The organism is Celeribacter ethanolicus (assembly GCF_001550095.1).
GTDB lineage: Bacteria > Pseudomonadota > Alphaproteobacteria > Rhodobacterales > Rhodobacteraceae > Celeribacter > Celeribacter ethanolicus.
This window is the reverse complement of record NZ_LRUC01000052.1, coordinates 241,580-260,896: the sequence shown is the minus strand read 5'-3', so window position 1 is coordinate 260,896 and position 19,317 is coordinate 241,580. Positions and strand designations below refer to the sequence as shown.

14 protein-coding genes are annotated in these 19,317 nt (G+C 61.3%); 9 read left to right on the top strand and 5 right to left on the bottom strand.

Features of this window, described 5'->3' with window-relative positions; genetic code table 11:
• Positions 1–84: 84 nt before the first annotated feature.
• Together NH195_RS20700 and NH195_RS20695 are read left to right on the top strand one after the other, a co-directional pair.
• Positions 85–264: a hypothetical protein gene (locus tag NH195_RS20700; protein ID WP_066705580.1), complete on the top strand. Its 180-nt coding sequence runs from the start codon at positions 85–87 to the stop codon at positions 262–264.
• An 86-nt stretch (positions 265–350) separates the two neighbouring features.
• Positions 351–1,517: an NAD(P)/FAD-dependent oxidoreductase gene (locus NH195_RS20695; RefSeq protein ID WP_066705842.1), complete on the top strand. Its 1,167-nt coding sequence runs from the start codon at positions 351–353 to the stop codon at positions 1,515–1,517.
• 36 nt (positions 1,518–1,553) lie between these two features.
• Here NH195_RS20695 and NH195_RS20690 read toward each other — a convergent pair whose 3' ends face one another.
• Both NH195_RS20690 and NH195_RS20685 read right to left on the bottom strand, forming a co-directional pair.
• Entirely contained in the window at positions 1,554–1,940 is a 387-nt protein-coding gene (locus NH195_RS20690) for an MAPEG family protein (RefSeq protein WP_066705578.1), read from the bottom strand.
• Between the two features lie 117 nt (positions 1,941–2,057).
• Positions 2,058–2,627: a helix-turn-helix domain-containing protein gene (locus tag NH195_RS20685; protein ID WP_066705576.1), complete on the bottom strand. Its 570-nt coding sequence runs from the start codon at positions 2,625–2,627 to the stop codon at positions 2,058–2,060.
• A 120-nt stretch (positions 2,628–2,747) separates the two neighbouring features.
• Between NH195_RS20685 and NH195_RS20680 the strand changes: the two genes are divergently transcribed.
• Positions 2,748–3,905 carry a benzoate/H(+) symporter BenE family transporter gene (locus NH195_RS20680; protein ID WP_066705574.1) on the top strand — a complete coding sequence of 386 codons (1,158 nt, stop codon included), beginning with the start codon at positions 2,748–2,750 and terminating at the stop codon, positions 3,903–3,905.
• Positions 3,906–3,956: 51 nt separating this feature from the next.
• Here NH195_RS20680 and NH195_RS20675 read toward each other — a convergent pair whose 3' ends face one another.
• Together NH195_RS20675 and NH195_RS20670 are read right to left on the bottom strand one after the other, a co-directional pair.
• Entirely contained in the window at positions 3,957–7,400 is a 3,444-nt protein-coding gene (locus NH195_RS20675; RefSeq protein WP_066705572.1) for a pyruvate carboxylase, read from the bottom strand.
• Positions 7,401–7,665: 265 nt separating this feature from the next.
• The gene (locus NH195_RS20670; RefSeq protein WP_066705570.1) at positions 7,666–9,180 is read right to left on the bottom strand and encodes an MDR family MFS transporter; all 1,515 of its coding nucleotides are present in this window, start codon (positions 9,178–9,180) and stop codon (positions 7,666–7,668) included.
• A gap of 138 nt (positions 9,181–9,318) precedes the next feature.
• On the opposite strand from NH195_RS20670, the gene NH195_RS20665 reads away from it, so the two are divergent.
• The 3 genes from NH195_RS20665 to NH195_RS20655 all read left to right on the top strand — a co-directional run bounded on the left by NH195_RS20665 (position 9,319) and on the right by NH195_RS20655 (position 13,826).
• Positions 9,319–9,927: a MarR family winged helix-turn-helix transcriptional regulator gene (locus tag NH195_RS20665; protein ID WP_238379731.1), complete on the top strand. Its 609-nt coding sequence runs from the start codon at positions 9,319–9,321 to the stop codon at positions 9,925–9,927.
• A 45-nt stretch (positions 9,928–9,972) separates the two neighbouring features.
• Complete coding sequence (locus NH195_RS20660) at positions 9,973–12,582, top strand: ATP-dependent helicase (RefSeq protein ID WP_066705568.1); 2,610 nt, start codon at positions 9,973–9,975, stop codon at positions 12,580–12,582.
• An 86-nt stretch (positions 12,583–12,668) separates the two neighbouring features.
• The gene (locus NH195_RS20655) at positions 12,669–13,826 is read left to right on the top strand and encodes a Hint domain-containing protein (RefSeq protein ID WP_066705566.1); all 1,158 of its coding nucleotides are present in this window, start codon (positions 12,669–12,671) and stop codon (positions 13,824–13,826) included.
• A 437-nt stretch (positions 13,827–14,263) separates the two neighbouring features.
• On the opposite strand, the gene NH195_RS20650 is transcribed toward NH195_RS20655, so the two are convergent.
• Positions 14,264–14,479 (bottom strand): DUF1127 domain-containing protein, encoded by a 216-nt coding sequence (locus NH195_RS20650; RefSeq protein ID WP_066705564.1) that lies wholly within the window; start codon positions 14,477–14,479, stop codon positions 14,264–14,266.
• 354 nt (positions 14,480–14,833) lie between these two features.
• On the opposite strand from NH195_RS20650, the gene NH195_RS20645 reads away from it, so the two are divergent.
• From NH195_RS20645 to mraZ, 3 genes are all read left to right on the top strand, one after another.
• Positions 14,834–15,937 (top strand): Mrp/NBP35 family ATP-binding protein, encoded by a 1,104-nt coding sequence (locus NH195_RS20645; RefSeq protein WP_066705562.1) that lies wholly within the window; start codon positions 14,834–14,836, stop codon positions 15,935–15,937.
• A gap of 242 nt (positions 15,938–16,179) precedes the next feature.
• Positions 16,180–18,159: a TonB-dependent receptor domain-containing protein gene (locus NH195_RS20640; protein WP_066705561.1), complete on the top strand. Its 1,980-nt coding sequence runs from the start codon at positions 16,180–16,182 to the stop codon at positions 18,157–18,159.
• A 665-nt stretch (positions 18,160–18,824) separates the two neighbouring features.
• Positions 18,825–19,316: a division/cell wall cluster transcriptional repressor MraZ gene (mraZ, locus tag NH195_RS20635; protein WP_066705560.1), complete on the top strand. Its 492-nt coding sequence runs from the start codon at positions 18,825–18,827 to the stop codon at positions 19,314–19,316.
• Position 19,317: the final 1 nt, after the last annotated feature.

The window sequence follows — 19,317 nt, the reverse complement described above, 5'->3', positions numbered from 1 at the left end:
AGATTCGAACTCACGACATTTACCTTGGCAAGGTAACGCTCTACCCCTGAGCTACACCCGCGTCCTTCGGGTGAGGCGTGAAATATGAAATCCCGCCGGGGGCTGCAAGAGGAAAAACGCGCTTTCGGCGGATTTTTTCATCGCGAGCGGAAAAGTCCGCTCCCGGATCGAATGTGTCAGCCTGCGCACGTAGCTGTGATGGCCGGGGCCAACCTGCCGCAGGGACTTATGGTGTTTTTTGAATATATCTTTGATGTGGATTAAGGACAGGGCGCGCGCGCCGGGCTCTGATCCCCATCGGTTTCAAGGCCTATCGGCCAGAATTTCTCAGGTGCTCCATGACGACCGCGATGACGACCCAAACGACCACAAAGACCCATATCATGATCCTCGGCAGCGGCTTCGGTGCGCTGACCGCGGTGCGCGAGATCCGCAAGGCGAAGATGAACGCGCGCATCACCGTGGTGTCGCCGAACAACCACCTGACCTATCTGCCCAGTCTGATCTGGATGCCTTCGGGGCTGCGGACGGCGACCGACATTGACGTCGATCTGACGAAATTTTTCGCCCGCGAAGAAGTCGACTGGCTCAAGGGGCGAGTGGTCAATGTCCGGGAGGCAGGCCGCACGGTCGATGTCGAGACCGAGGTGGAAACCATTGCCGTCACCAATGACGTGCTGATCATCGCCACCGGCGGGCGCTATCTCAAGAAACTTCCGGGGCTGGCGGAACATGCGATCATCCCTTGCGAAGGGGCCATCAAGGGCCAGCTTATCCACGACCGTATCCGCGACATGGAAGGCGGCACCATCGCCATGGGGTTCGGTACCAACCCGAAAGAGCCGCAGGCCGTGCGCGGCGGGCCGATGTTCGAATTCCTCTTCGGCATCGACACCATGCTGCGACAACAGGGGCGGCGGGACAAATTCCGCCTTGTGTTCTTCAACGGCTCGGACCGTCCGGGGCAGCGGCTTGGGCCGAAAGCGGTGGACGGTTTGCTCAAGGAAATGTGGAAGCGCGATATCCTCGTGCATATCGGGGCCAAGCCGCTGCGCATCGAAGCCGACAAGGTGGTCACTGAGCGCGAAGAAATTCCCGCCGATCTGGTGCTCTTCATGTCCGGTCTCACGGGGCCTTTGTGGCTCGACAATTCCGAGCTGCCGCGCTCGTCCGGTGGCTTCATTCAAGCGGATGAGAAATGCCGGGTGGTCGGCTGGCCGCGCACCTATGTGGTGGGCGACACCGGGTCCTATCCCGGGCCGGAGTGGCTCGCCAAACAGGCGCATCAGGCCGATCTTCAGGCCGAGGCGGCGGTGGCCAATATTGCCGACGAACTGGCGGGCCGCGAGCCGTGCCACAATTTCAAGGCCGAACTCGTGTGCATTGTCGACTCGGTCAACAAGGGCATTCTCGTGTTCCGCAATCACAAGATGGCGCTGACCCTGCCGAAATCGCGGCTGTTCCACTGGGCCAAGCGGTTCTTCGAGCGGCACTATCTCAAAGCCTATCGCAACTAAGAAAAAGGGGCCTTCTGGCCCCTTTGTTTTATTGTTTTAGAAAATCGCCATGAAAATATCGGCGAGAGACAAGACCAGCAGCAGGGCGAAGGTCGAGAGGATGCCGTATTTGCGGCCCCATTCTTTGCCGCCGCCCTGCATCCCGTAGGCGTGCAGTGCGCGCGAGACAATGAGGACAATCCCGGCAAGGTGAACCAGAAGGGCGGGGGCGCCCATGGCCTCGAAACCGGCGATCAGAACGAGGGTCAGCGGCGCGTATTCGTTGAAATTGCCATGCGCCCGGATGCGGCGATTGAGCGTGTCGTCGCCACCGTCGCCGAGGCCCTGTCCGATGTTGAGGCGCTGTTTGATCACATGAATGGAGAGGGAGAGATAAAGCAGGCCGGTGAGTCCGGCATAAAAAGCGGTCAGTGTGAGAGTCATCTGTGCGTCTTCGATTTGAGGAGGTGTGTACCAGTATAACGGGTCATATTCCAAAAGCATTGTGTGTTGCCGCACAGTCGATGCGCGGGCGCGGTGGCGTGACCCGTCGTCGCGGGATCAGTCGCCGTCTTGTTCCACTGTGCGGCGCGGATAATGGATCGTGTTGTGAAACTGCGCAACCTCGCCCGTCCGGTTGCGATAGCCATGCGGCTGGTCGGCGGCAAACCGCAGCCCGTCGCCGCTGTGCAAAACGGTCCAGGTTCCGTCAGTGAGCACCTCCATCTCGCCGCGAATGACGAAGACATCCTCGACCACACCGCTGTCATGGGACGGCGTCTCGTGGCTGTGGCCGGGGGGCAGCGTCATGATGAAGGTTTCCGAGCCGAACCTCGGGTCGAAGGCGAACACCGTGTGCATGCCGACCTCAGGATCGGTGCGATCCGCGCGTGCCGGGGCAGGGGTGAAACTTCCTGCCGTCAGCACCATGTCTTCGAGAAACGCCGTCAGCGGCAGGTGAAACCCCTTCGCGATCTTCCAGAGTGTTGCCAGCGTCGGCGAGGATTCGCCGCGCTCGATCTGGCCCAGCATGGCCTTGCTCACCCCGGTCAGCTCTGACGTCTGCGCAAGGCTGAGGCCCGCGTGGGTGCGCGCGGCCTTCAGGTTGATCTGGAGTTTGTCGCCGGTCATCGAAACCTCTTGTTGCCCCTTGTGCGTTATAGCGTCCGTGCGTTATAGCGGTCATGGCCGTTATAACGCACGCAACGCGGCCTGCCAAACGCTTCCTGTCTCCTCTCGGAAAGGCCATCCATGTCCGGACTGAAACTCTCCCATCTCGTCGCGGGTGCGGTCGCCGTGCTCCTGGGCTATACCAGCAGCGCCGCGATCATCTTTCAGGCCATCGACACGCTGGGGGCTTCCCCTGCGGTGGCCAATAGCTGGATGCTGGCGCTGGGCCTCGGCATGGGGCTGTCGACGCTGGTTCTCGCGTTGCGCTACCGGATGCCGATCCTGACGGCCTGGTCGACGCCGGGGGCGGCGCTTCTGGTGGTCAGCCTGGCGGGGGTCTCCGTGCCGGAGGCGGTGGGGGCCTTCGTCTTCTGCGCGGTGCTTCTGACCCTGACCGGGGTGACCGGCTGGTTCGAGAAGATCTCCCATCTCATCCCGGCGGCCATCGGCAGCGCCATGCTGGCGGGCATTCTGTTCCGCTTCGGGCTTGGGATCTTCGCTTCGATGGAGGACAACCTGCCGCTGGTGATCGCCATGTGCGCCACCTATCTCGCCGGGAGGCGCTTTTTCGCCCGCTTCGCCATCCCGGTGGTGCTGCTGGTGGGGGTCATGTTCTGTGCGCTCACCGGAGCGTTCGACACCAGCCAGCATATCGCTTTCGAGATCGCAAAGCCGGTCTTTGTCACGCCGGAATTTTCGCTTTCGGTGCTGATCGGGGTGGGGCTGCCGCTTTATATCGTCACCATGACGTCGCAGAACGTCCCCGGCGTGGTGACGCTCAAGGCCGCGGGGTATGAGCCGCCGGTGTCCGCCTCGATCACCGTGACCGGACTGACCTCTCTGATCCTCGCGCCCTTTGGTGGTTATGCCTTCAACCTCGCGGCGATTACGGCGGCCATCGTTGCCGGCCCCGAGGCGGATGAGGACCCCGTGACTCGCTACAAAGCGGCGGTGGCCACTGGCGTGATCTATTGCATCGTCGGCTTGCTGGGCGCGGCGGTGATCGGGCTTTTCCTGATCGCACCGAAGGCGCTTGTGGTGACGGTCGCGGGGCTGGCGCTTTTGAACACCATCTCGGCGAGCCTGACGGCGGCGCTCAAGGATCCGGATCAGCGCGAGGCGGGACTCGTGACCTTCATGACCACCGTGTCGGGGATTTCCTTCCTCGGCATCGGCGCGCCGCTCTGGGCGCTGGTGTTCGGCGGGCTGACCTCGCTGGTTCTGACGCGCAGGGGCTGAAGAAAAAAGCCCCGCGATGAGGCGGGGCTTTCCAATCTTCGGACCGGCGACTTATTCGAACTCGACGAGCAAATCCTTGGCGTCGATCTGGGCGCCGGGTGTGACGTGGATCGCCTTGATCGTGCCGTCCTGATCGGAGGTGATCGAGGTTTCCATCTTCATCGCCTCGATGGTCAAAAGCACATCGCCCTTCTTCACCGCCTGACCGGAGGCGACCGCCACGGTCGCCACGACACCCGGCATCGGCGCACCAATGTGTTTGCCGTTGCCCGCCTCGGCCTTCGGGTTCGCCTTGACGGAGGCGACGGCAGAGCGGTCCTTGATCCGCACCGTGCGCGGCTGGCCGTTCAGTTCGAAGAACAGTTTGACCTCGCCGGTCTCGGTGATGTCGGAGATCGCCTGACAGCGGATCTCGAGCGTCACGCCCGGGTCGATGGTGGCGGAAATCTCCTCGCCCTCTTCCATGCCGTAGAAGAAGTTCTTGGTCGGCAGGACGCGCACCGGACCGTATTGCTCGTGGCGGGCGACGTAATCGGTGAAGACCTTTGGATACATCAGGTAGCCGTTGAAATCCTCGTCGTCGAACTCCTCGTCGGGGAATTTCGCCTGAAGTTCGGTGCGCAGCGCTTCGAAATCGGCCGGTTTGAGGTGTTTGCCGGGACGTTCGAGGTTGGGTTTCTCCTTGCCGAGCACCTTCTTGACGATGCTGTCCGGGAAGCCGCCCGGCGGCTGGCCGAGATTGCCGCGCATCATGTCGATGACGCTGTCGGGGAAGGCCACATCGCTTTTCGGGTCCTCGACCTGTGCGCGTGTCAGGCCCTGGGACACCATCATCAGCGCCATGTCGCCCACGACCTTGGAACTGGGCGTCACCTTGACGATGTCGCCGAACATCATGTTCACGTCGGCATAACATTGCGCCACCTCATGCCAGCGCTCTTCGAGCCCCAGCGAGCGGGCCTGCGCCTTGAGGTTGGTGAACTGGCCGCCGGGCATTTCATGCAGGTAGACCTCGGAGGCCGGGGCCTGAAGCCCGCTCTCGAACGCCTTGTACTGGCCGCGCACGGCTTCCCAGTAGTTCGACATCTCGCGGATCGCCGCGATGTCGAGCCCGGTGTCGCGCTCGGTGAACCGGGTCGCCTCGACAATGGAGCCCAAACACGCCTGAGATGTGCCACCAGAGAAGGCGTCCATCGCCGCATCCACCGCATCCACGCCCGCGTCGGCGGCGGCGAGGATGGTAGCGGCGGCTGCGCCGGAGGTGTCATGGGTGTGGAAATGGATCGGCAGGCCGACCTCTTCCTTGAGCGCGGTGATGAGCTGGCGCGCCTGCGCCGGTTTCAACAGCCCCGCCATGTCCTTGAGCCCCAGCACATGCGCACCGGCGGCTTTCAGGTCCTGACCCATTTTGACGTAATATTTGAGATCGTATTTCGAGCGCGCCGGATCGAAGAGATCGCCGGTGTAACAGATCGTGCCTTCGCAGACCTTGCCGCTCTCAATGACCGCATCCATCGCGACGCGCATGTTCTCGACCCAGTTGAGGCTGTCGAAGACGCGGAACACATCGACGCCAGTCTCGGCGGCCTGACGCACGAATTCCTGCACCACATTGTCGGGGTAGTTGGTATAGCCCACGCCGTTGGAGGCGCGCAGCAGCATCTGCGTCATGATGTTGGGCATGCGCTCGCGGATGTCGCGCAGACGCTGCCACGGGCATTCCTGCAAGAAGCGGTACGCCACGTCAAAGGTCGCGCCGCCCCAGCACTCGACCGAGAACAGCCCCGAAAGGTTCGACGCATAGGCGGGCGCCGCGTTGATCATGTCGATCGACCGCATCCGGGTGGCGAGCAGGGATTGATGCCCGTCGCGCATGGTGGTGTCGGTGATCAGGAGCTTTTGCTGCGCGAGCATCCAGTCCGCCACCGCCTGCGCACCCTGTTCCTCAAGCAATTGCCGGGTGCCCATCGGCGGGGTGTCCACCTTGAGCTTCGGTGCGACGGGTTTGCGCGCATCTGCGGCGGGTTTGGCACGGCCGAGCGTCTCCGGATGGCCGTTCACCGTGATCTCGCCGAGATAGGTGAGGATTTTCGTCGCCCGGTCGCGGCGCTGTTTGAAGTCGAACAGCTCGGGCGTCGTGTCGATGAATTTCGTGGTGTACTCATTGGACAGGAACACCGGGTGTTTCAGCAGGTTCTCGACGAATGCGATGTTGGTCTGAACGCCCCGGATGCGGAATTCGCGCAACGCCCGGTCCATCCGCGCAATCGCAGCCTCCGGCGTGCGCGCCCAGGCGGTCACCTTGGTCAAGAGGCTGTCATAATAGCGCGTGATCACAGCACCGGAATAGGCTGTGCCGCCATCGAGGCGGATGCCCATGCCGGTGGCGGAGCGATAGGTGGTGATCCGGCCATAGTCGGGGATGAAATTGTTCGTCGGGTCCTCGGTCGTCACCCGGCACTGAAGCGCATGGCCGTCGAGTTTGACGTCATACTGGCTGGCAACGCCGGTGGCCTCCATGAGAGACTTGCCCTCGGCGATCAGGATTTGCGCGCGAACGATGTCGATGCCGGTGACTTCTTCGGTGACGGTGTGTTCCACCTGCACACGGGGGTTCACCTCGATGAAGTAGAACTTGCCGCTCTCCATATCCATCAGGAACTCAACGGTGCCGGCGCATTCGTAATTCACATGTTCGCAGATGCGCTTGCCGAGATGACACAGTTCTTCGCGTTGCGCAGGCGAGAGATACGGGGCAGGGGCGCGCTCGACCACTTTCTGGTTGCGGCGCTGGACCGAACAGTCGCGCTCGTAGAGGTGATAGATATGGCCGTGCTGGTCGCCGAGGATTTGAACTTCGACATGGCGCGCCTTGATGATCATCTTCTCAAGGTAGCCCTCGCCATTGCCAAAAGCGGCTTCGGCCTCGCGGCGACCTTCTTTGACCTTCTCCTCAAGCTCCTCGGCATTCATGATCGGACGCATGCCGCGCCCGCCGCCGCCCCAGGAGGCCTTGAGCATCAGCGGGAAACCGATCTCGGCGGCCTCCTTGCGGATCGCGTCGAAATCGTCGCCAAGCACCTCGGTCGCCGGAATGACCGGCACCCCTGCCGCGATCGCCACCTTGCGCGCCGAGGCCTTGTCGCCCAGTTGCCGCATGGTCTTGGCTTTCGGACCGATGAAGGTGATGCCGGCTTCGGTACAGGCATCGACGAAATCGGGGTTCTCGGAGAGCAAACCATAGCCGGGGTGGATCGCATCCGCGCCAGACAGTTTCGCAACCCGGATGATCTCGGGGATCGAGAGATAGGCCGCCACCGGTCCCATGCCTTCGCCGATCTTGTAAGCCTCGTCCGCCTTGAAACGGTGCAGGGAAAGCTTGTCCTCTTCGGCATAGACCGCAACGGTGCGCTTGCCCAGCTCGTTGGCGGCGCGCATCACGCGGATGGCAATTTCACCTCGGTTGGCAATCAGAACTTTCTGAAATTCGGCCATGGCGGCGGGTCCCCTCATTTGCTTGATCAGTGATCACGTTAGGCATTTCTGCGGCGCAGTAAATCCCCATAGCGTGATGCAAATGACGCAGGCAGAATATTTGCGACACCTTGCGGCGATTTTTGCTGTGCTGGTGGTCCCATATACCTTTCTTTGCAATTTTTGCAGAAAGAAATCGGGGATTAGCAAAGGGGGGTGCGTTCTGAAACGCGTTTTTGCAAATCCCACGTTTCGTGGATTCGGGCGGTCAGTGCGGTGCCCGATCTTACGCTTCGCGGGATCTGAGAGGGATTTCCTTCATCAGCAGTGCCAGCGCGAGGCCGCACAGCGCCAGGCCTGCCGCGATCCAGTACACCGGATGCAGTGCGCCTGAAATCGTGTCGCCGATGAGCTGGCGGGTGGTCGCCGGGAGTTGCGCAAGCACCTGCGGCCCGAGTTCGGTGACGTTCGAGAGTCCTTCGATATGCGCCTCCCCCATCATCCGTGCCATGCGGCTTGCAAACAGGGCACCGAACAGCGCCACGGCGATGGATGCGCCGACCTGACGAAACATCAGCCCCGCAGCGGTGGCAGTGCCGATCTGTTGTCGCGGCACGGCGTTCTGCACGGCGGTGGTGGTCACCGGGAAGATGCAGCCCATGCCCATGCCAAGCCCGGCGAGCGACAGCCAGAGCGACCAGGAGGCCATCTCCGGCGACAGCCGCGTGAGCGACAGAAGCGAGAGGGTCGCGAAGCTCAGTCCGATCACCGGCAGGATGCGGTAGCGCCCGGTGCGGCTCATGTATTGGCCGGAGACGGTGGAGGCGGCGAGGATGCCGAAGGTCATCGGGATGAGTTGCAGGCCGGATTGGGTGGCGCTCGCCCCCTTGGCCATTTGCAGGAAGACCGGGATGAAGGTCAGCGCCCCGAACATCAGCGCGCCGGAGACAAAGGAAATCGCGGAGGCGATGGAAAAGACATTCATCTTGAACAGCCCGATTGGCAGGATCGGCTCGGAGGCCTTGCGCTCGATCGCCACGAAACTCACGGTTGCCGCCCCGAAAAGGCCCATGAGGCCGAGGCCGATGGGGGAGGTCAGGGCGAATTCCTTGCCGCCCAGGGCCGTGAGAAGCACGAGGGAGGAGAGCGACAGGGTCAGCGCCAGCGCGCCGGCATAGTCGATCTTGTGGGCGACGCGCTCGGGATGCGCCTTGAAGCCAAAGATGAACCCCGCCAGTGCCAGCGCGCCGAAAGGCAGGTTGATGAAGAAGATCCAGTGCCAGGACAGCGCATCGACGAACCATCCGCCCAGCAGCGGCCCGGCGACGGAGGACACGCCGAAGACGCCTGCGAAAACGCCCTGCACCTTGCCGCGCTCCTTGGGCGGGATCACGTCGCCGATGATCGACAGCGCCAGAACGAACAGCCCGCCGCCGCCGAGGCCCTGAAGTGCGCGGGCGGCGATGAGAAAGCCCATGGAGTCCGACAGGCCGCATAAGACGGAGCCGGAAAGAAACAGAGAGACCGAGAAGATCACGACGTTCCGCCGCCCGTAGAGGTCGCCGAGCTTGCCATACAAGGGCGCGACCACGGTTGAGGCGAGAATATAGGCTGTGACCACCCACGACAGGTGCTCAAGCCCGCCGAGATCGGCGACGATGGTGGGAAGGGCGGTCGAGACGATGGTCTGGTCGAGTGAGGCCAGCAAGAGAAGCACCGCGACGGAGGCGATGACAAGCGCGACCGAACTGTGCTCCGGCGCGCGCCTCGCTTCTTCGGGCAGGCTTTGCGTATGCGGCATGGAAACTCCTTTGGCCCGTGCGGGCCCGTGCTTGACGTGTCGTTCGGGAGGTAGCGCTCACATCAATATGTGTCAATAGCACATAAATGTGTCTATCATGAATTTGACATTCACACATGGTTGTGCGACGGACATGTCATGAGCATGGATGATACCTCTTCTCTCGACGCCCGACAGGCCTCTCCCGATCCGCGTATTCGCGCGGGCGTGCCCGACTACCTTGAGGGCGAAGGCTTTTCCGACGTGGCCATCGAAGCGCTTCTGTCGCTCGATCTGGCGATGTTCCAGTGGCGGCGCATGGCGGAAAAGGGCGAGTTCAAGGGCCGCGTCCTCGATGGCATGAACGAAAAGCTCGAACCCGCGATTCTGCAGGGGCTTTTGTCCATTGCCCAGATCACCGCCGGTCTTGGGCGCGATGTAGCGGAGGCGCCGACCATCGGCATGGTGGCGGAGGTCATGGCCGTCGATCCGTCACGCGCGTCGCGCATCGTTTCCGAACTCGTTTCGCGCGGCTATGTCACCCGCCAGGCGGTGCAGGAAGATGCGCGCAAATCCGTTCTGGTGATCACCCCGAAGGCACGGACCTTCCTGCGGGCCTTCACCCTGTCGAAGTGGCGGTTGTTCGCAAAAGCCTTTCAGGCCTGGTCGGGGGAGGAGATCGAGAGTTTTTCCACCCTCTTCGGACGCTATGTCTCCGGTCTGCTCTCTGCCGTGTCCGATCCGGCAGGCGATGATGAGAACAATTGAAGAACGCACTTTTCCTCGCCTGCGACCTTCTGTAATCTCACTGCCATGAGCAGTTTCGATGAAGACGACGCCTTCGAGGCGGCGGTGCAGCCCCAACGTCCCTCCCTGTCCCAACTCGCGATGCAAGGCGCGCGCGAGGCCGCCTTTGGTGCGCGAAAGGGGACGGTGTATCTTGATGATTTAAACCCTGCACAACGTGAAGCCGTTGAGGCACTCGAAGGTCCTGTGCTTATCCTTGCCGGGGCGGGTACAGGTAAGACGAAAACGCTCATGGCGCGTGTTGCGCATCTGATTACCACAGACAGCGCGCGTGCAAATGAAATCCTCGCCGTGACTTTCACAAACAAAGCGGCGAAAGAGATGCAGGATCGGCTAAGGAAAACGCCGTTTGACATCGAAGAACCAGTTCGCTGGATGGGAACATTTCACTCGATTAGCGCCAAGCTTTTGCGCCGTCACGCCGAGCTTGTCGGGCTCAAGTCGAACTTCACCATTCTGGACACGGATGACTCGATCCGATTGCTCAAACAGCTGATCTCAGCGGCGGGCATCGACGAGAAGCGCTGGCCTGCGCGCCAGCTCTCCGGCATGATCGACAATTGGAAGAATCGCGCCCTCACACCCTCTGCTGTGTCCGGTGAAGAAGGCAGTGAATTCAACGGCATGGGCGTCAAACTTTACGCACAGTATCAAGAGCGCCTGACCACGCTGAACGCCGTCGATTTCGGCGATCTTCTGTTGCATATGGTGATGATTTTCCAGAAACATCCGGACCTCTTGGAGCAATATCAGCGCTGGTTCAAATACATCCTTGTGGACGAGTATCAGGATACGAACGTCGCGCAATATCTTTGGCTCAGGCTCCTTGCGGGCGGGCATAAGAACATCTGTTGCGTCGGCGATGATGACCAGTCGATCTACGGCTGGCGCGGGGCCGAAGTGGGCAACATTCTGCGGTTCGAAAAGGATTTTCCCGGCGCTAAAGTCGTGCGCCTTGAGCAGAACTACCGCTCCACGCCACACATCCTCGCCGCCGCCTCTTCGGTGATTGCGGGCAACCGGGATCGTCTGGGCAAGGAGCTTTGGACCTCGGAGACCGAGGGCGAATTGGTGCGTCTCATCGGCCATTGGGATGGCGAGGAAGAGGCGCGTTGGGTCGGTGAAGAAATCGAGGCGCTGCATGGTGGCACGCGGAGCCGCCTTCGTAAATATTCCCTCGATGACATGGCCATTCTGGTCCGCGCCTCGCATCAGATGCGCGCTTTCGAGGATCGGTTCCTCTCCATCGGCCTGCCATATCGCGTGATCGGCGGGCCGCGGTTTTACGAGCGGATGGAGATCCGCGATGCCATGGCCTATTTCCGCATCGTCACCCAGGCTGAGGACGATCTGGCCTTCGAGCGCATCATCAACACGCCGAAACGCGGTGTGGGCGACAAGGCGCTGCAAGAGATCCAGATGTGCGCCCGCCGCCATGGCGTGCCGCTTTTGGAAGCGGCGGGGATTGCCGTGGAAGAGGGTCTTTTGAAGGGCAAGGCCAAGTCGGGTGTCGCGCAACTTGTGGCGGACATCGCGCGCTGGTCGTCGCTCAATGGCACGAGAATTCGCTATGTCGTTGACGGAGAAGACATTCAGGAAGAGGACGACATGCTGTTCGAAGATGAGCGCATGTCGGATGATGAAATGGATGTTTTCGAGGATATTGGTTACGAAGGCCATAAAATGAGGCGTGTCAATCGTTTGGACGATGACCCAGACGCGCTGGTGGAAGATGTCGCTTATGACCCCGCCGAGATCGGCCATATCGAATTGGCCGAGAAAATTCTCGATGAGAGCGGCTACACCACCATGTGGCAGAACGACAAAACACCTGAGGCGCCGGGGCGGCTCGAGAACCTCAAGGAACTCGTCAAAGCCTTGGAACAATTCGACAATCTGGCGGGCTTTCTCGAACACGTCGCGCTGATCATGGACAATGACAGCGGTGAAGACGGCGAGAAGGTCACGATCATGACGCTGCACGGCGCCAAGGGGCTTGAGTTCCCGGTCGTCTTCCTGCCCGGCTGGGAAGAGGGGCTGTTCCCGTCGCAGCGTTCGATGGATGAAAACGGCACCAAGGGTCTCGAGGAAGAGCGTCGTCTGGCCTATGTCGGCATCACCCGCGCCGAGGAGCTTTGCACCATTTCCTTCGCCGCCAACCGCCGGGTGTACGGCCAATGGCAATCGCAACTGGCCTCGCGCTTCATCGACGAACTGCCGCCCGAGCATGTCGATATCCTGACGCCGTCGGGCCTCTATGGCGGACAGCGCAGCCCGGCGGTCGCCTCTTACGAGACGGCCTCCTATGACAGCCAGCCATCCACCACGTTCGAACAGCGCGCCGCCAAGGCCGATGTCTATAATTCGCCGGGATGGAAGCGGATGCAAAGCCGTACGCAGCGGGCGGGTACGCCGCGCGCGCCCATGACCATCGACATGAAGGCCAGCGCCTCTTTCACCCTTGGGGATCGGGTGTTCCACAAGAAATTCGGCTATGGCGAGGTAATGGAGATCGAGGGCGAAAACCTCACGGTGGAATTCGATCATTCGGGCACGAAAAAGCTCAAGGCGGGATTCGTGATGCCCGCCGATCAGGCGGACGACGTGCCGTTCTGACGCGTGGGGCCGGGGCATTCTTCCGTGTTGATCGTGGGTTAACCCTTTTCATCTAATCTGGCGCCGGATCATCAGGATGAGGCGTCATGACCATCTTAATCGAGGCCATCGACAGTCAGTTCGCGGCATCGACCGGCTCGAATGTGAATTCGGGACCGGGCACGTCGCAATTCGACTATCCGCCGACTTCGACAAACTCTCTGACCATCGAATCGCAGGAGGGAGACGAAAGTCCCTATGTCTTCTCCCCCGGCGATACCTATACGTTGACCTTTTCCGGGCAGGGGGGCGATACGATCGAAAACGCCACGGTGGTGCGCTCCGATTATATCAACCTCAACGGGGATGAGGGCTATGCCGTGGTGTTCGAGGGGCTCGATAGCAACGGCGAGTTGGTCCAGATCGTCTGGACCCCGGAATTCGATCTCGAAACATGGTATTGGGGCAGTTTCAATGCCGGGCAATCGCCGGGTTTCTACAACACCGACCAATCGGCCACGACCACCTATCAGGCGGTCTGTTTCGAGGCGTCCATGCCGATCGAAACCCCGGAGGGGCCGCGCGCGGCGGGGGAGTTGCGTCCCGGCGACCGGGTCGTGACGCTCGATCATGGCGTTCAGCCGATTGCCTGGATCGCCGCGCGTCGGGTGCGGGGCTGGGGGCGTCATGCCCCGGTGGTCTTCGCCCCGGGCAGTCTCGGCAATGAGGCGCCTCTGGTGTTGAGCCAGCAACATCGCATCCTTCTCGATCTGCCGGAGGAGATGCAGGACGGGCGAGGGGCAGAGGTGCTGGTCCCGGCGGTGTCCTTCCTTGATGGCGATGCGATTCGCCTGTGTCCGCGCGATGCGATTTCCTATGTCCATCTGTTATGCGCCAATCACGAGTTGATTGCCTGCCGGGGGGTGGTCTGCGAAAGCCTGTACCTCGGCCAGATGGCGCGCGATGTGCTTGGTCCGGTGGCCCAGTATCTGCCGGGTGGGGTTGAGCAGGGCTCGGTGGAGAGCCTGCTCGATCTCTTCACGGGGAAAAGGGCACAGCATCCGGCGCGTCCCTTGCTGACGCCCAAGGAGGGCAGTGCGCTGATCCGACGGATTTCCGGTGCGCCGGAACGCAAGCCGGTGATGTTGCTCCGCCCGGGGCGCAAGCACGCCCGGCCATACCCGCTCGACCCGATGAAATACGCGGGCGCCCCCGGGCTGGTTGGCCTGCCGGCCTTCGAGCGGGTGATCGACCGCGCCGCCTGAGCCGGTGATTGCCTTGCGCGTTTCCCCAGCCGGAGGAGGCTGCTCAAAGTTTCTGATGTCTGATCGGTAAAAAGCAAGACACCCGCGCCCAGGGAGGAGGAGGGGCACGGGTGTCTCTTGGTATCGGGCCCCAAGGGAGGAGGAGAGGACCCGTATTCTGAAAAGAAATGCGGCGGTACCAGGGAGGAGGAAGGCACCGCCGCCTTCAGTCACGACCCCTCAGGGAGGAGGAGAGAGGGACCGATTTCTTGGGCTTTCGCCCGGTATAGGTGCGACGATGCAGGGAGGAGGAAGCATCGCCGCTCTGGTCATCAGGGCCAAGGGAGGAGGAGAGGCCCCGAATTCCGGTATCTGATGCGGCAGCCCCAGGGAGGAGGAGAGGAGCTGCCGCAGGTATCAGGGCCCAGGGAGGAGGAGAGGGCCGTGATGTCTATTCTTCAGTTGCCGTAAGCGGCTTCGTAGGCCACGGCCCGGATCGACGCGCGGGACAATCCGAGATCGGCGAGGTCGCGATCCTTCAGGTCCGACAGCTCAAGCACGGTCTCACGGTAGACCCGGTAGCGCGCAACGCGTTCCGCGATGGATTTGAACAGCCCACCGAAGAGGGTGGGGGACGCCGGAGCGGCACTGTCGATGTCGTTTGCGTAAGCCATAAGCTTTCAACCTTAGATGTGCGTGCGGGACCCCCCGCGACCTGCGCTGCCGTGTCTCGTCCTCGCTGGCGTTTTGCCAACGCCTCCTTTCGGGAGGCAAACCGCTTTGGAGCGATCAAGGGTGCAAGCCTCGGCTGCTTTCGTTGATTTCAATATCGGGGAATTGCTGCGAATGCACAATCCGCCCTGTCGGCAATGCCGCTATGCAGAAAATGCATGACCAATACTGACCTATTTTCACCTTTGGGGGCAGGTTTCGGACCGGGAGCGTCAAACCGCTGTGGAAAAGGGTCAGCAAAGGGCCTATTTCGGGGTAAAGGGTCAGACCATGAGACGTGGCGGAAAGGAAGACGTATGTCCGCAGATCAAGACAGGATTATGACGGCGCTCGCGGGGGTGAAGCTGCCGGATGGCACTTCGCTGGTTGAGCGTGACCTCATTCGGGCGCTTTCGGTGAAGGAGGGGGCGGTCAGTTTCGTGATCGAAGCGCCGGATGCGGCGACGGCGCAGGCTCTGGGTGGGGTCGAGGCCGTGGCGCGCGCCAGGCTCGAATCGCTGCCCGGCGTGACGAAGGTGTCCATCGTGACCACGGCACATGGGCCTGCCGCCAAGCCTGGGCCTGCCGCCAAGCCTGCCGCGCCCGCGGGTGAGCCGCCGAGCCTCAAGATCGGACGCCATCCGACCCCGCAGCAGGGCAAGCAAGGCGTGCCGGGAGTCAAACACATCATCGCCATCGCCTCGGGCAAGGGCGGCGTGGGCAAATCCACAGTCTCCGCCAACCTCGCCGTGGCGCTGGCGCGTCAGGGGCGCAAGGTCGGGTTGCTCGACGCCGACATCTACGGCCCGTCGCAGCCGCGCATGATGGGGATCAATAAACGCCCGGCCTCCCCAGACGGTCAAACCATCGAGCCGCTGCACGCTCATGGCGTCACGCTGATGTCGATCGGATTCATGATACCCGACGGGGAAGCGGTGGTCTGGCGCGGGCCGATGCTCATGGGGGCGATGCAGCAGATGCTCGGGCAGGTGGCTTGGGGTGAGCTGGACGTTTTGTTGATCGACATGCCGCCGGGCACCGGCGATGTGCAGTTGACGCTGGGCCAGAAAACCGAACTCACCGGCGCGCTGGTGGTTTCGACGCCGCAGGACGTGGCGCTGATCGACGCGCGGCGCGGGATTTCGATGTTCGAAAAGCTGAAAGTGCCGGTTTTGGGGTTGATTGAGAATATGTCCACCTATGTCTGTCCGAACTGTGGCCATGAAGAGCATATCTTCGGCCATGGCGGGGTGGCGGCGGAGGCGGCGAAGCTCGACGTGCCGCTTCTGGCCGAGTTGCCGCTGGCGCTCGAAGCGCGGCTTGCGGGCGACTCCGGCGTGCCGGTCGCGGCGACCGACAGCCCGCTGGCCGAGCCCTATATGAAGCTTGCCGAGCGTCTGGTTCAGGTCGGGCTGGCCTGACGGCTGCGGCTTTCGCGCCACAGATCGACATCGAACCCGCACGGGAAACCGTGCGGGTTTTCTTCTGTCTTGCGTCATACCTTACAGTTTTTATGTGTTTTTATGGGGCGAAGCGGTCGATTTCGGTTGAGGTTATGAAAATTCAATATCTATCAATATGATAAATTCCCGACAAAAATACTTGTGAATCAATCTCTGGTCCCGTAGCTCCTCAAATATCGCACAACAAGAGGGGATATCTCATGACTATGGCGCGTTTTGTGGCGCTGTGCGGCGTGTCTTACGCCGCGTTTGCATCTGCTGGTTTTGCTCAGGATGCATTTGAACTGGATATGATCACCGTGTCTCTCGTCGATGAGGGGCAGGAAAACGTCGAAGCCACCGGGGGAGCGTTGATTTCCGAAGAGGAACTCGAAGCCCTGCAGCCACAAAACGTTTCTGAACTTTTCGCCCGCGAATCCGCTGTGACGGTCTCGGGCGGCGCGGGCCCGTCGAAGCGGATCCACGTGTTCGGCATGGAACAATCCAATCTGGCCGTGACGGTCGACGGGGTCCCGCAAGGGGGCACAAGCTGGCACCACACCGGCTCCAACGTCGTCGATCCGGCTTTCCTGAAATCCGTCGAGGTCGAGGCGGGCGCCGCCGCCGCCGACGCGGGCGTTGCCGCGGCCGCGGGTGCGGTGCGCTATGAGACCGTTTCGGCCTTCGATCTGCTGGCCGAGGGCGAGGTCGCGGGCGGGCGCGTGAACCTGACCTATGGCGACAACGGGCAGGGGCTTTCCGGCTCGCTGGCGAGCTTCGGCGTCTATGGTGCGGTCGACTGGATGGTGATGATCCACGCGCAGGACGGCGACAATTACAAGGCCGGGAATGGTGAGGAAATGCCGGGCACCGAACCGGCGGCCAAGGGCATTCTGTCGAAATTCGGCTATGAATTCGGCACCTCGCGGCTCGAACTCGCCTATGAGCGCTCCGAGGATGATGCCGATCGCGTGATCAAGATGAACATGGATCTCAACCATGACGACACGGTCTATCCGCTCGACGTGACGCGTGACACGATCAGTCTGAAATACACGTCCACCGCGCCCACGGACCTGTGGGACCCGGAGGTTATGATCTATGCCACGCAGAACGATTACTGGCGTCCGAACTATGTCGTCGGTGGGCGCAATGGCGACATGGTCCTCGATGACGATGCCATCGGCGGGGTGGTGAAGAACACCTTCACCCTCGATGCCGGCACGATCACCGCCGGACTCGATTTCGCGCAGACCGACTACAGCATCGACAATTACGGCGATGTCGCCAACACGCCGCGTCTCCAGAAGCTGACCACCAAGCAGATCGGTGCCTTCGCGCAGGGGCGGTTCGCCTTCGCCAGCGGCATCGACCTTTCGACCGGGCTTCGGGCCGATTATCATCGTCTCGAGGATATGGATGGCCAGACCTTCAACGACACGGGGCTGAGCGCCAATGCGACCGTATCTTATGAGATCGTCCCCGGTCTCGAGGTCTTCGCGGGTGGGTCGCGCACCTGGCTGGGCTATGACATCGGCGAATTCGGATTGATGCATGCCCGGGATTACGACTTCGACGCCGATTACAAGGCTGGCTCTGCGACCAACTTCAAGCTCGGTTTCAATGGAAGTCTTGGCGACTTTTCCGGCGGGATCACCTATTTCGATACGAAGATCAAGGATTTGGCGAATTACGATTCGAGCAATGACGAGGTCAACAACTCGGGTGAGGTGCGTTCCAAGGGGGTGACGCTGAACGGCCAGTACAACTGGGGTTCCGGGCGGCTCGGTGCGAGCTATACCAAGGCGGACGTGACCGAGGACGGCGATTTCGTTATCCCGGATGGCGGTACGGTGATGCCGGTGAGCGATGTGGCGACGCTTTACGTCGATCAGGAACTGCCTGCGGCGAATATGACGCTCGGCGCGACCGTGGAGTGGGCCGGTAAGCTCGATGACGATCTGATGGAAAGCGCGGGTTATGAGGCGCATGCCTCCTACACGGTGGTCAATGCCTATGCCGAGTGGCAGCCGCCGCAGATCGAAGGGGCTAAGGTTCGGCTCGGGGTCGATAACCTCTTCGATGAAACCTATTACGAGCGTTCGAGTTATGTCTATCGCGAGATCAGCGCCACCCGGACGGTCTACCCGGCCTATGCCTCGGGGCGCACGGTGAGTCTGTCCTTGACGCTGGATTTCTGATCCCGGAGCGATGTGACGACGGAAAGGGGCCTTCGGGCCCCTTTTTTGTGTTTCGGGATTTCATGGTACAGGTCAGGGGTGAGTGGTGGGACTTCATGGAACTTCCGGGAAATCATGGTCGCAATCTTCAATGCGAATCACAATCCTGTGGATAACTCGGTGGATTTGTGGAGAACCCTGTGAATTCTGTGGATTTATCGAAACTTCCTTGGGAAAACTCATGGGAAAATGCGACCACTAAATGTGGTTAAATTTAGGCTTTGTTTGCCTATATGTGCTCTCAATTTCGTGAGGGGCGTTTCTATACCTAGATTCGCCCTGTCCTGGAAAGCAAGATTTGGGGGCTGTGGAGAAAATATCCGTTGATTACCATGAATTCCCGTGGCATCTTGGCTTTACGCGATGAGACGGGAATGAGCGGCGCATCCAAGACCGCGAATAAAGACCCATAAGTCAGGTTCATACAGGCACCCAGCCTCATCGGAACAAAGAGATCCGGCGCGCGAGCGAGCAGACATCCCCCCAGGTGGCGCGCGCAGTCCGGACAGCCCGAAATATCGGGACGAGGGCGGCGGATTGAGCGGTGGCAGCAGCTCATTCCGCCGTTTCGCTTAAAAGGCCTCATGACGGGGCAGGGACAGTAAAGGAGCCGCCACTTGGTTGGCATGTTCATCGGCGAACACACCTTTAAGGTGGACGGAAAGGGACGCGTGTCGATCCCCGCCGATTTTCGTCGCGAACTCGAGCTTGGCGATCCTCTGGCTGCGGAAACCGGCCGTCCCCGCATGGTCATCGTCTATGGCCACGACAAACAAAAACAACTGATCGTGCATACTTACGAGGGCTATCGGGCGCTGGCCTCCGACATCGCGCGCCTGCCGCGCGGCTCGGAAAAGCGCAAGATCATGGAGCGCATGATTCTCAACCGTGCCCGCCCGACCGAGGTGGACAACGATGGCCGTCTGGTGTTGCCGCAGCCGCTGCGTGACAAGATCGCGCTCGACGGCGTGGCCTATTTCGCCGGCATGGGCGAAACCTTCGAGATCTGGAAGCCGGAGACCCACGAGGCGGTCGATGCGATGATCTCCGAGAAATGGTTGGAAGAGCAGGGCGAGGATTTCGATCCGCTGAGCCTTCTGGACGATCTGGAGGGCTGAG

Coding starts and splice junctions, on each gene's coding strand:
- NH195_RS20690 (WP_066705578.1), bottom strand. CDS start 1,940: ATGACTCTCACACTGACCGCTTTTTATGCCGGACTCACCGGCCTGCTT.
- NH195_RS20645 (WP_066705562.1), top strand. CDS start 14,834: ATGTCCGCAGATCAAGACAGGATTATGACGGCGCTCGCGGGGGTGAAG.
- NH195_RS20675 (WP_066705572.1), bottom strand. CDS start 7,400: ATGGCCGAATTTCAGAAAGTTCTGATTGCCAACCGAGGTGAAATTGCC.
- NH195_RS20640 (WP_066705561.1), top strand. CDS start 16,180: ATGACTATGGCGCGTTTTGTGGCGCTGTGCGGCGTGTCTTACGCCGCG.
- NH195_RS20650 (WP_066705564.1), bottom strand. CDS start 14,479: ATGGCTTACGCAAACGACATCGACAGTGCCGCTCCGGCGTCCCCCACC.
- NH195_RS20665 (WP_238379731.1), top strand. CDS start 9,319: ATGAGCATGGATGATACCTCTTCTCTCGACGCCCGACAGGCCTCTCCC.
- NH195_RS20695 (WP_066705842.1), top strand. CDS start 351: ATGACGACCCAAACGACCACAAAGACCCATATCATGATCCTCGGCAGC.
- NH195_RS20685 (WP_066705576.1), bottom strand. CDS start 2,627: ATGACCGGCGACAAACTCCAGATCAACCTGAAGGCCGCGCGCACCCAC.
- NH195_RS20700 (WP_066705580.1), top strand. CDS start 85: ATGAAATCCCGCCGGGGGCTGCAAGAGGAAAAACGCGCTTTCGGCGGA.
- NH195_RS20670 (WP_066705570.1), bottom strand. CDS start 9,180: ATGCCGCATACGCAAAGCCTGCCCGAAGAAGCGAGGCGCGCGCCGGAG.
- NH195_RS20660 (WP_066705568.1), top strand. CDS start 9,973: ATGAGCAGTTTCGATGAAGACGACGCCTTCGAGGCGGCGGTGCAGCCC.
- NH195_RS20655 (WP_066705566.1), top strand. CDS start 12,669: ATGACCATCTTAATCGAGGCCATCGACAGTCAGTTCGCGGCATCGACC.
- mraZ (WP_066705560.1), top strand. CDS start 18,825: ATGTTCATCGGCGAACACACCTTTAAGGTGGACGGAAAGGGACGCGTG.
- NH195_RS20680 (WP_066705574.1), top strand. CDS start 2,748: ATGTCCGGACTGAAACTCTCCCATCTCGTCGCGGGTGCGGTCGCCGTG.